Source organism: Micrococcus sp. Mcc89 (assembly GCF_024519795.1).
Classification (GTDB): domain Bacteria; phylum Actinomycetota; class Actinomycetes; order Actinomycetales; family Micrococcaceae; genus Micrococcus; species Micrococcus luteus.
In genome coordinates, this window is record NZ_JALJRI010000064.1 from 20,264 (window position 1) to 31,909 (window position 11,646).

Genomic DNA, 11,646 nt, shown 5'->3' on the forward strand with positions numbered 1-11,646 from the left:
GCGACCCGTCTCCGGTGCGCCCGACGACGGGGGAGGGCGTTCCGCGCCTAGGCTGGAGGGGTGGATCGTCAGCCCCTTCGTCTCGCAGCCCTGGCCGCCGCGGCCGTCCCCGGCCTCGCCCCCGTCTCCGTGGAGGCGAGCCCGGACGACCCCGCGGACTTCTCGACCGCCGTCGTCGTGGACGGTGAGGGCCAGCGGTGGCGGGTCCGCTCGCCCCGCACCCCGGAGGCGGGCATCCGTCTCGAGACGGAGCTGCAGGTGCTGGCGGGCCTGACCCCGGCGGTGCGCGCCGGCCTGCCGTTCCGCACGCCCTCCGTGGCGGGCGCGGTGCGGCTCGAGGGGCTGCGCACCTTCGTCTACCAGGACATGCCCGGGCGTCCCGTCACCCTGGATGAGCTGGCCCGGCTCGGCGAGCCCGCGGTGCAGGACGTGGGCCGTGTGCTGGCCGCGATCCACACGCTGTCCTCGGATGTCGTGGACCACGCGGACCTGCCCTCCTACACGGCGGAGCAGATCCGGCAGCGTCACCTCCACGCCCTCGACCAGGCGGCCACCTCCGGCCGCGTGCCGCCCCTGCTGCTGCGCCGCTGGGAGGAGGCCATGGAGGAGGAGGCCCTGTGGCGGTTCACCCCGGTGCCTGTGCACGGTGACCTGCACGAGGACAACCTGCTCCTCGAACGCGGCCGCGTGGTGGGCGTGACGGGCTGGACGGACCTGCACGTGGGCGATCCGGCCGACGACGTCGCCTGGCTGGCCGCCGCCACGGACCCGGACCTGGCCGACCGCGTCCTCGACGCCTACGCGGCCCGGCGCGCCGACGCGGGGGCCGCCGACGACGGCGACGCGCACCTGATGCGCCGTGCGGCGCTGCTCGCCGAGTTCGCCCTCGCCCAGTGGCTCACGCGGGGTTTGGACCGGCACGACGAGGGGATGGTCGCCGAGGCGGAGACCATGCTGGCCGAGCTCGAGGGCGACGTGCGCGCCGCGCAGGAGGCGGCCGCGCGCCAGGCGGAGGCCGACGCGGCCGCCGACGCCGCCGAGGACGCCCGGGATGCGGCGGAGGACGCCCGGGAGGCCGCGGCCGCGAGGACCGCGGACCCGGAGACGGGGCCGCTGCCCGCCGTCGAGGTGGTGCGGCCGATCAACGGCGGGCCAGGGCGTCCGTGATGTGACGCTCGAGCTCCTCCTCCCCCGGCAGGTCCGGGAAGGAGCGCTCCTGCCCGTGGGCCACATATACGAAGCTGGCCCCGATCCGTTCCAGCGGGATCCCGTGCAGCCGTGACCAGGCGAGCCGGTAGACGGCCAGCTGCAGCGACTTGAGCTCGAGGTCGCGGCCCCGCGGCACGGCGCCGGTCTTCCAGTCGACGAGCTCCCAGTCGGCCTCGGGGTCGAAGGGCAGGCGGGGGTCGCCGCCGGAGCGGTAGATCGCGTCGACCCGGCCGCGCAGCGTGATCCCGCCGACCGTCGTCTCGACCGGGGCCTCGACGAAGGCCGGGGTGCGCTCCGCCCAGCGCGAGGAGCGGAACCACTCCTGCATCGGGCCGAGGTCGAGGGCCTCGTCGACCCACAGGTCCGCGGCGTCCTCGGCCGAGTCGATGTCCAGCATGCCGGTGGCCCCGAAGCGCTCCTCGAGCCACGCGTGGAACGCCGTGCCGCGCCGCGCCGCGTGCGCGGGCGGCCGGGGCAGGGGCCGGCGCAGCTGCTCGGCCACGGCCTGCGGGTCGGCGGCGAGCTCGCCGTAGAGGGACACGGAGACGTGCTCGGGCAGGGCGGTCTCCCCGCCCGTCCCGGCGACGTCCCGGCGGCGCAGCAGCACCCAGTCCACCTGGCGGGCCAGCTCCGGGTCGTCCCCGAGCGCCGCCGGGTCCGCGGCGTGCACGGCCGCGGCGGCCGCCTCCACCCCGTGCCGGCGGGCCCGGGAGCGGCGCGGCAGCGGCTGCCAGCGTTCCTCGTCCTCGGGGTCCTCCGGGTCGGCGACGAAGGCCTCCGGGCCGTCGAGCGGGTCGAAGGGCCAGCGGGCGACCAGCGTCCGGCCCGCGGCGGGGTTGGCCTCGGGCAGGTCGTCCTCGGCCGGGGCGGGGCCGAGCGCGACGCCGGGCACCTCCCCCGCCAGACCGGCCACCTCCTCGAGGAAGGCCGAGGCCGGCAGGGGCTCCTTGTTGACTCCCTTGAACAGGGAGGTGCTCAGCCACAGGGCGGATCGCGCGCGCGTGTACGCGACGTAGGCCAGGCGCCGCTCCTCGCGCTCGGCGTGGGCGGCCACGGCCACGGCATAGGGGTCCGGGTTGCCCTCCTGGGCCGCCTTCGAGCTGTATCCGGTGCCGGCCGACTGGACCCAGTCCCGCTGGTCCTGCGCCCACGAGCCGTCCCACTGCGGCAGCGACGCGCGGTCCCCGCGCAGGGGCCACGGCAGCGCGCCGGCCCGGGGGCTGGTCCAGCGGTCCGCCCGCGTGGAGGGGAACGTGCCCTCCTGCAGGCCGGGGACCGCGACGACGTCCCACTCGAGCCCCTTCGAGGCGTGCGCGGTGAGCACCTGGACCAGGCCGGGGGTGGGCTCGGCGTTCTCGACGCCGAGGCCGTCCTCGTGCTCGAGGACGGACTCCGTCCAGGCCAGGAACGCCGTCAGGTCCGTCGCCGTGGTGCCGGCGCCGAAGTCGCGGGCCGCGTCCTGGAACGCGTTCAGGTGCCTCCGGGCCGCGGCCGCGGAGACGCCGGGCCGCAGGGCCACCTCGACGTCCAGCCCCGTCTCACGGATCACCTCCGCGATGAGGTCGGCCGGGTCCTCCCCGGTGCGCGTAGAGAGCCGGCGCAGCTCGGCGTTGACGGCCCTCAGTCGGGCCAGGCCCTCGGGTGAGAAGCCGCGGCCGCGCGAGCCGACCCAGTCCGTCCCCTCCCCGGGCAGGGAGTCGAGGGCCTCCAGCAGGGCGGCGGCGTCGGCGTCCTCCTCGGGGCTCACGTCCCGGGCCGGGTCCGGGGCGTCCCCGGCGGGGTCCTCCCGCCCACCGCCGGCCCGCCGGGCCCGCAGCCGCGAGACGAACCGGGCGCGCTCCTGCAGCACCTCGAGGTCGGCCACGCCGATGCGCCAGCGCGGGCCGGTGAGCAGGCGGACGAGCTGGTCGCTGCGCGTGGGGTCGGCCAGCACGTGGAGGACGGCGAGCACCTCGGCGACCTCCGGCAGCGCCAGCAGCCCGGAGAGCCCGAGCACCTCGTAGGGCAGGCCGGCGGCGTCGAGCGCGTCCAGCACGGGGCCGAACTGGGCGCGGGTGCGGCACAGGACGGCGCGGCTCGGGGTGGTCCCCCCGGGCCCGGACCCGGTGAGGGCGCCGAGGCGGGCGACGACGTCGGCGGCCTCCTCCTCCGCGGTGACGAACCGGTCCACCCGGACGACGCCCTCCCCCGCGCCCGGCCGGGGCCGCAGGGTGCGCACCTCCACCGGCGCGCCGCCCGCCGCGGCGGCGTGGGCGTTCAGCGGTGCGGCGACGGCGTTGGCGACCGCCAGGATCGACTCCTCGTTGCGCCACGCGATCGTCAGGTGCGAGACGTCCGCGTTCACGCGCCGCGGGGCGCCGCCGGGGCCGGTCTCCAGTCGGGGGAAGGCGTGCGGGAAGGCGAAGAGCTGCCCGGCGGAGGCGCCGCGGAAGCCGTAGATCGACTGGTGGGGGTCGCCCACCGCGGTGACGCAGTGCCCCAGCCCGGGCGCGTCGTCCTCGGGGCCGCGCGGGCCGAACAGCCCGGCGAAGATCCGCATCTGGGCGTGGGAGGTGTCCTGGAACTCGTCCAGCAGCACCACGGGGAACCGCGCGCGCTCCTGCTCGCCGGCCGCCGGCACCTCGACGGCGATGCGCGCCGCGTGGCGCAGCAGGTCGCCGAAGTCCATGACGTCCTGCTCGCGCTTGACCTCGTCGTAGCGGGCCACGAGGTCCGCCATGAGGGCGCGGTCCGCCAGGCCGGTCAGGAACTCCTGGATCTCCTTCGAGGGGGTCTTGGCGCGCGGGGGCAGGGGCAGGGCGCTCCCCTGCTCGGCCAGCCGGGCGAGGAACTCGCGCACCTCGTCCGCGGTCACCAGGTGCTCGGCCATGTCCCCGGCCAGCCGCAACGCCTGCGTGATGAGCCGGGACGGGGCCACGCCGAGGGTGTCCGCGACCACCGGATGCGAACGCACGACGGCGCCCATGAGCCGGTGGGCGTCCGCGCCTCCGAGCAGCCGCGCCTCCGGTTCCACGCCGATCCGCAGGCCGTGGTCCCTGACGAGCGCGCCGGCGTAGGAGTGGTACGTGGACACCGAGGCGCGGCCCAGGTCCTCGGGCTCCCCGTCGAAGCCGGGGATCTCGAGGCCGGAGCGCAGCAGGGCGTCCACGCGCCCGTTGATCCGGTCGGCGAGCTCACCGGACGCCTTCCGGGTGAACGTGACGCCGAGGACCTCGTCCGGGCGCACGAGACCGTTGGCTACGAGCCAGACCACGCGGTCGGCCATGGTGGCGGTCTTGCCGGAGCCGGCGCCGGCCAGCACCAGGCGCGGAGTGAGCGGGGCGGTGACCACCTCGGCCTGCTCCTCCGTGGGCGGGGGCAGCCGCAGCCGCGCCGCGATGTCCTCCGGCGAGTGGACCGCGTCCTCGACGCGCGGACGATCGGTCTGGGCGGCGGGATCGCCGGTCAGCGGGGCCATTCGGTGACCTGCCTTCCTTCGGAGCAGAGCGGACAGACGGAGGGCAGCGCGCACCGGCGGGCGCCGGCCTCGTGGAGGGCGAGGAAGCGCGGCCCCGTGGTGCGGCGGGCCGCCGTGAACACCTGCTCGAGCGCCCAGGTGTCCTCGTCCTCGAGGGCCGGCTGGTCCTGCACCTTGGTCTTCTGGGTGCCGGCGCCGAGCTGGACGAGGGCCGCGCCGGCCGGTGTCGTGGGGTGCTCCAGGCCGGCGAGCGCGGCGCGCAGGGCGGGGTCCGTGGCGGGGTCGTCCCGGACCTGCTCCAGACCGCCGGCGCGGACGGCCACCTGATAGGCGGCCAGCTGGGGCTGGCGCGCCATCTCCGCGCCGGTGGGCGCGCTGCGGCCGGTCTTGAGGTCGGCGATGAAGGGTCGGCCCTGCGCATCCGCCTCGAGCCGGTCCACGACGCCGGTGATCCGGACGGTGGTCCCGCCCCAGGTCAGGTCCGCGAGGAGCCGCACCTCCTGGGCCACGGGCCGACGCCCGGCCGCCCGGGCGATGCTCCAGTAGCCGATGTAGGCGTCCACCAGGCCGCGGGCCCGGTCGTGCTCGATCTCCGTGATCCAGCCCTCCGGCAGGCCGAGTTCGGGCAGGCGGCGTTCCAGTTCGGCGCGCACGTCCTCGGGCACGCCCTCGGGGTGGTGTTCGGCCACCGAGTGCACGAGCGTGCCCACGGACTGGGCGAGGGTTCCGCCCGCGTTCGCGCCGACGTGGTACAGCACCCAGTTCAGCGGATTGCGCAGGGCCGTCTCCACGCGGGAGGGCGAGAGCGCGACGACCTCGCGCTCCGGGTCGACGAGCGCGGCCTCGGTGGACAGCGGCAGCAGGCCCCACCAGCGTCGGGGGTCCGCGACGGTCACGCCGTCCTCGGCGAGGACCGCCAGGCCGGCGGCCGCCGCGGCCCGGGATGTCGCCCCGTCGGCCGCGTCCGCCTCGTCCCCGGCCTCCAGGACGCGGCGCAGCCGGCCGACGAGCGCGGACGCCGTGATCGGGTCGGGGACCGCGGTGAGCCGCCGGACGCCGGCGGCGTCGCGCGCCTCGGCGGGCAGCCGTTCGGGCGGGTCCACCAGGTCGAGGAAGTCGGAGGGGCCCTCATCCGGCGAGCGGACGGCCGTGACGACCACCTGACGCCGTGCCCGGGAGACCGCGGCCGCGAGCATGCGCAGCTCGTCCTGGCGGACCTCGCGCAGCCGGGTGCGGTGGTCCGTGGGCCACGGGGCGTCCGCGGGCAGGGTCACGAGGTCCACGAGGTCGGTGGCGCCGAGCAGCTGGCCGCGCAGCCGGGTGTTCGGCCACACGCCCTCCTGCAGGCCCACGACGATCACCGTGTCCCACTCCTGGCCGGCCGCCGCGGCGGGGGTGCGCACGTGCACGGCGTCACCGGACTCGGCACGGCGGGCCAGGGTGTCCACGGGCAGGTCCTGGGACTCCATGTAGACGGCGAACGACTCGGGCGACGCGCCCGGGAACTGGTCCACGAAGCGCTCGGCCACCTTGAACAGGGCGACGACGGCGTCGAGGTCCGCGTCCGCCCGGCGGGACTCGCGGCGGTCGTTCGCGTGCTCGGCGGGCCGCAGCGCGAGCGAACGCCACCGCTCGGCCCGACCGGAGGCGGACCACAGCGCCCACAGCACGGTCTCGGGCGAGGCCGAGGGGGCGCGGGCGGCCTCCAGGCCGTCCCGGAGCATCCAGTGGACGCGGCGCAGGGCGCGGTGCCGCTCGTGCTCGGGGCCGGCCAGGCTCGGGTCCAGCAGGGCCGCGGCGAGCAGCGCGTCCGAGGTGCGCCGGCCGCCCCGGCCCCGCTCGGCGGCCAGCAGGTCCTGGCGCAGCCGCCGCACGTGCAGCGCGCTGGCCATCCCGTACCGGCCGGTGAGCAGTCCCACGACCTCGTCCGGGTCGAGCACGTCCTCGACCCGGGCCTCCGGATCCTCCGCGAGCGCCCCCGCCGCGTCCACCAGCGTGAGCAGGGGCGCGACGGCGGGCTCCTCCTTCAGCACGAGCCCGGCGGCGTCGCGCAGCACGGGGACGCCCTCGGCCTCCAGGTGGCGGGCGAGCGCGGCCACACGGGAGCCGGAGCGGGCGACCACGAGGATCCGGTCCAGGGGCACCCCGTCCTCGTGGTGGACCCGCAGCACCCGTTCGAGGACGAGCTGGTCCTCGTGGGCGCGGGTGGGCACGACGTGCGCGCGGACGGCGCCGTCACCGTCCGCCGGGACGGTCTCGGTCCGGGTCCGTTCGACGCCGGCGGTGCGCTGGCGGACCCGGCGGGCCACGCGCAGGTAGGCGTCCTGGACCTCGGCGCGCATGCGGTGCCCGCGCGTCAGCACCCGGACGCGCCCGTCCGGGGACGCGGGCGGGGCGGCCCCCGGCACGGGATCGGGGTCGAGGACCCCGGGGTACCGGGCGAGGAGGTCGGGCCGGGCGCCGCGGAAGCCCTCCACGGTGGTGTCCGGCGACGCGGTGAGCAGCACGTCCCGCCCGCGTCCGAGCACGGTGAGCAGGTCGTGCACGGCGGGGGTGGCCTCGTGGAGGTCCTCGACCACGAGCACGGCCAGGCGGTCCCGCTCCGCCGCCACGAACGCCTGCGCCGCGGCGTCGCGCTCCGGGTCCTCGGGATGCCGCTCGGTGAGCACGCGGACGGCGGCGGACAGCAGCCCGGCGGCGTCGAACGCCTCGGCCATGCCCAGGTCGATCCGGTCCCGGTAGTCCTGCAGCAGCACGGCCGCGGCCTCCCACTCGGGGCGCCCGTGGGCGGTGCCGAGCTCCTGCAGGCGGCCCGGCTCGAGGCCGAGCTCGCTCATGCGGTCCACGAGCTCGCGGACCTCGCGGCGGAATCCCCGCGCCTCCACGGCGGGGGCGACGTCGGCCGGCCAGTCCGGCGCGGCGGCGAGGCCGGCGGCGTAGCCCTCGAGCAGCTCGGCGATGACCGTGTCCTGCTCGGCACCGGTGAGCAGCCGGGGGGCGACCTCCAGATGCCTCAGCGGTCCCGTGACGCGGGCGCGGCGCAGCAGGTCGAACGCGTAGGAGGACCAGGTCCGCACGGGAGTGACGGCGCGGGTGCCTCGACCGGCGGCGGCGAGCCGGCGGGTCAGGGCGTCGCGCAGCCGCGCCGCCGCGTCCCGGCTCGGGGCCAGCAGCAGGAGGGACTCGGGGTCCAGCCCCTCCTCGATCCGGCGGGCCGCGTACTCGACCGCCACGGTGGTGCGCCCCGTGCCGGGGGCGCCCAGCACGAGCACGGCGCCGTGCCCGGGGGCGAGCGAGGCGATCGCCTCCTGCTCGTCCGTGAGCGTGATCCGGTCCTCGGGCGCGGCGGCCGTGCGCACCAGCCGGGCGGCCCGTTCCGGCGCCGCCGCGTCGTCGTCGAAGGGGTCCTCCCCGTGTTCCCTGGTCATGGACCCATCCTCGCACCGGGCCCGGACACGATACGGTCGGCGATCGCACGGATCGCCCGCGCGGCGCCGTCGTCGGGCTCCCAGCGGGCCCGGCGCAGGTCCACGCGCCCGGCCGGGGTGCGGGGCGTGCCCTCCCGCTCGTGCTCGACGGCGGCCCGCGCGGCCAGCTCCGGGGGCAGCGAGCCGTCGGCCCGGACCACCCGCCACCACGGCGTGCCGGGGCTCGATTCGGCCATCGCCCGGCCGGCCTGCCGCGGACCGCCGACCCCCAGCAGGCCGGCCAGCCCCCCGTAGCTGACGGCGCGTCCGGGCGGGACCAGACGGGCGAGCGCCTCGAGCCCCTCGCCGAGGGTGAGCGGTCCGTCGTCGCGGTGGCGAGCGGCGGGGAGCACAGGGTGATCGGTCACGACCCCATCCTGTCGTGTCCGCCGGTCCGGGTAGCGTGAGGCGCGTGACTTGGCATGAGAGCATCCGCGCCGGCTTCGACCTCGAGACCACCGGACGTGATCCGCGCACCGCGCTGATCGTGACCGCCACCCTGGTGATGGTGGACGAGCACGGCCGCGCCGCGTCGTCGGCCGAGTGGCTCGTGGACCCGGGCGTGCCCATCCCCGCCGAGGCGGCCGAGGTCCACGGCGTCACCACGGAGCGGGCGCAGGCGGAGGGCATGCCCGCCGCGCAGGGCGTCGCGGAGATCACCGAGACCCTGCGGGACCTGTTCGCGGCGGGCATCCCCGTGGTGGCGTTCAACGGCGTGTACGACTTCACGGTGATGGACCGGGAGGCGCGCCGCCACGGGCTGACGCCGCTCGAGGCCCGCCCCGTGATCGACCCGTTCGTGCTGGACAAGCAGGTGGACCGGTTCCGCAAGGGCAAGCGCACGCTCTCCGCGGTGTCCGAGCACTACGGGGTGACCCTGGAGAACGCGCACACCTCCGCGGCGGACGCCCTCGCCGCCGTCCAGGTGGCCGACGCCCTGGCCGCCCGGTACGAGCAGCTGCGCGTGGCGCCGACGGACCTGCACGAGCGGCAGGTCCGCTGGAAGGCCGAGCAGGCGGAGAGCTTCGAGCAGTACCTGCGACGCAAGGACCCGCAGGCCACCGTCTCGCGCCACTGGCCGGTCGAGGCCGAGCGCTGAGCGCCCGGCCCCGACCCGCACCCGGGTCTCAGCCCTGGGGCGTCGCCGCCGCGGCCGCCTTCGCCGCGGCCGGCAGCGCGTCGAGCACCCGGGTGACCGCCGCGTCGTCGTGAGCGGCGGAGACGAACCAGGCCTCGAACACGGACGGCGGCAGGTACACGCGGGAGGCCAGCATCGACTGGAAGAACGGGGCGTAGCGGAAGACCTCCTGGCCCTGGGCGTCCCGGTAGTCCCGCACGCCGGTGCCGGAGGTGCCGAACGCCAGGGAGAACAGGGTGCCGGCCCGCTGGATCGAGTGGTCCACGCCCTCGGCGTCGAGCGCGGCCACGAGGCCCTCGCGCACGGCGTCCGAGGCGCGCGTCACGGCCGCGTAGACGGCCTCGTCGGCGCGGGAGAGCGTGGCGTGGCCGGCGGCCATGGCCACCGGATTCCCGGAGAGGGTGCCGGCCTGGTACACGGGGCCGAGCGGGGCCAGGTGGTCCATGATCTCGGCGGAGCCGCCCAGGGCGGCCGCGGGCATGCCGCCGCCGATCACCTTGCCGAAGCACCAGATGTCCGGGGTCCAGCCCTCGGGCTGTCCGGACAGGCCCCAGCCGCCCGTGGCGGTGGCGCGGAAGCCGGTGAGCACCTCGTCCCAGATCAGCAGCGCGCCGTGGCGGCGGGTGATCTCGCGCAGGAACGCGTTGAAGCCCTCGGCGGGCTCCACGACGCCCATGTTGCAGGGCACGGCCTCCGTGATGAGCGCGGCGATGCGCTCACCGTGCTCGGCGAACACGGCCTCGACGGCGGCGCGGTCGTTGTAGTCCACCACGAGGGTCTCGGAGGCGGCGGCCTCGGTGACGCCCGCGGAGCCGGGCAGGGCGGCGGTCGCCACGCCCGAGCCGGCCGCGGCCAGCAGGCCGTCCGAGTGGCCGTGGTAGCAGCCGGCGAACTTCACGATCAGGTTGCGGCCGGTCACGCCGCGGGCCAGGCGCAGGGCCGTCATGGTGGCCTCGGTGCCGGTGGACACGAAGCGCACGCGCTCGACCGGGACCTTGGAGGCGATCAGCTCGGCCAGCGCGGTCTCCTCCAGCGTGGAGGTGCCGAAGCCGAGGCCGCGGTCCACGGCGGCGTGCACGGCCTCGACGACCTCGGGGTGCTGGTGGCCCAGCAGCATGGGGCCCCACGAGCAGACCAGGTCCACGTACTCGTTGCCCTCGACGTCGGTCAGGTACGGGCCGCGTGCGCCGGCCATGAACCGGGGCGTGCCGCCCACCGAGCCGAAGGCGCGCACGGGTGAGTCGACGCCGCCGGGGATGACGGCCTGGGCCGCGGCGAAGGCGGCGGCGTTCGTGGTCGGGGTCGCGTTCGGGGTGGTCGTCATCAGAGCGAGTCCTCCTGGATCCAGCGGGCCAGCTCGGCGGCCCAGTAGGTCAGCACGGTGTCGGCGCCGGCGCGCCGGATGGAGAGCACGGACTCGATGATCGCGGCCTTCCGGTCGATCCAGCCGTTGGCCGCGGCGGCCTCGATCATCGCGTACTCCCCCGAGATCTGGTAAGCGGAGACGGGCACGTCCGCCATGTCCGCCACGTCGCGCACGATGTCCAGGTAGCTCATGGCGGGCTTGACCATGACCATGTCCGCACCCTCCTCGAGGTCCAGGGAGACCTCGAGCAGCCCCTCGGTCCGGTTCGCGGGGTCCATCTGGTAGGTCTTGCGGTCGCCCTGCAGGGCGGAGTCGACGGCGTCCCGGAACGGGCCGTAGAACGCGGAGGAGTACTTCGCGGCGTAGGCGAGGATCGCGGTGTCGGTGCGGCCGGCGTCGTCGAGGGCCTCGCGGATCACGCGGACCTGGCCGTCCATCATCCCGGAGGGGCCGAGCACGTCCGCGCCGGCCTCGGCCTGCGCCACGCCCATCTGCGCGTAGATCTCCAGCGTGGCGTCGTTGTCCACGACGCCGTCCGCGGTGAGCACGCCGCAGTGCCCGTGGTCGGTGAACTCGTCCAGGCACAGGTCGCTCATCACCACGACGGCGTCCCCCACCTCCGCCTTGACGTCCCGGATGGCCGCGTTGAGCACGCCCTCCGGATCCAGTGAGGCGGAGCCCGTGGCGTCCCGTTGGGCCGGGATGCCGAAGAGCATGATGCCGCCGACGCCCAGCTGGGCGGCCTCGGCGGCGGCGGCCTTGAGCGTGTCCGTGGTGTGCTGCACGACGCCCGGCATGGAGGCGATGGGCTGCGGCTCGCCCACGCCCTCCTTGATGAAGGCGGGCAGGATCAGCTGGTTCGGGTGGATGCGGGTCTCGGCGACCAGCCGGCGCAGGGCGGCGGACTGGCGGAGCCGACGGGGACGCTGATGGGGGAAGGACATGGCCTCGAGTCTAGGGCATGTCTGACAATCGTTTTGACCATGCGAGCACAGCATTCAGGACCACA

General features: G+C 76.3%; 7 protein-coding genes. 2 read left to right on the plus strand and 5 right to left on the minus strand.

The window, feature by feature from the left end; translation table 11 throughout:
• The first annotated feature begins 60 nt into the window (after positions 1-60).
• Complete coding sequence (locus tag NR072_RS07535) at positions 61-1,167, plus strand: phosphotransferase (RefSeq protein ID WP_256836700.1); 1,107 nt, start codon at positions 61-63, stop codon at positions 1,165-1,167.
• Here NR072_RS07535 and NR072_RS07540 read toward each other — a convergent pair.
• Genes NR072_RS07540 through NR072_RS07550 form a run of 3 tightly spaced genes read right to left on the minus strand, consistent with a single transcriptional unit; the run spans position 1,142 to position 8,501 of the window.
• The gene (locus NR072_RS07540) at positions 1,142-4,666 is read right to left on the minus strand and encodes an ATP-dependent DNA helicase (protein WP_256836702.1); all 3,525 of its coding nucleotides are present in this window, start codon (positions 4,664-4,666) and stop codon (positions 1,142-1,144) included. The two genes, NR072_RS07535 and NR072_RS07540, sit on opposite strands and share 26 nt — an antisense overlap.
• Positions 4,654-8,094: an ATP-dependent DNA helicase gene (locus tag NR072_RS07545; RefSeq protein ID WP_144879518.1), complete on the minus strand. Its 3,441-nt coding sequence runs from the start codon at positions 8,092-8,094 to the stop codon at positions 4,654-4,656. The genes NR072_RS07540 and NR072_RS07545 overlap by 13 nt, the downstream gene beginning before the upstream one ends.
• A complete protein-coding gene (locus tag NR072_RS07550; protein ID WP_256836704.1) occupies positions 8,091-8,501 on the minus strand; it encodes an MGMT family protein in 411 nt (136 codons plus the stop codon). The genes NR072_RS07545 and NR072_RS07550 overlap by 4 nt, the downstream gene beginning before the upstream one ends.
• Before the next feature lie 44 nt (positions 8,502-8,545).
• On the opposite strand from NR072_RS07550, the gene NR072_RS07555 reads away from it, so the two are divergent.
• Positions 8,546-9,232, plus strand: a complete 687-nt coding sequence (locus tag NR072_RS07555; protein WP_036381094.1) for a 3'-5' exonuclease — start codon at positions 8,546-8,548, stop codon at positions 9,230-9,232.
• A gap of 28 nt (positions 9,233-9,260) precedes the next feature.
• On the opposite strand, the gene hemL is transcribed toward NR072_RS07555, so the two are convergent.
• Both hemL and hemB read right to left on the minus strand, forming a co-directional pair.
• A complete protein-coding gene (hemL, locus tag NR072_RS07560) occupies positions 9,261-10,595 on the minus strand; it encodes a glutamate-1-semialdehyde 2,1-aminomutase (RefSeq protein WP_256836706.1) in 1,335 nt (444 codons plus the stop codon).
• Positions 10,595-11,581 (minus strand): porphobilinogen synthase, encoded by a 987-nt coding sequence (gene hemB, locus NR072_RS07565; protein WP_095694750.1) that lies wholly within the window; start codon positions 11,579-11,581, stop codon positions 10,595-10,597. Before hemB ends, hemL begins: the two co-directional genes overlap by 1 nt.
• Between the last annotated feature and the right edge of the window lie 65 nt (positions 11,582-11,646).

Excerpts from the sequence above, each read along its gene's own strand:
- NR072_RS07540 (WP_256836702.1), bottom strand. The coding sequence starts at position 4,666 with ATGGCCCCGCTGACCGGCGATCCCGCCGCCCAGACCGATCGTCCGCGC.
- NR072_RS07545 (WP_144879518.1), bottom strand. The coding sequence starts at position 8,094 with ATGACCAGGGAACACGGGGAGGACCCCTTCGACGACGACGCGGCGGCG.
- hemL (WP_256836706.1), bottom strand. The coding sequence starts at position 10,595 with ATGACGACCACCCCGAACGCGACCCCGACCACGAACGCCGCCGCCTTC.
- hemB (WP_095694750.1), bottom strand. The coding sequence starts at position 11,581 with ATGTCCTTCCCCCATCAGCGTCCCCGTCGGCTCCGCCAGTCCGCCGCC.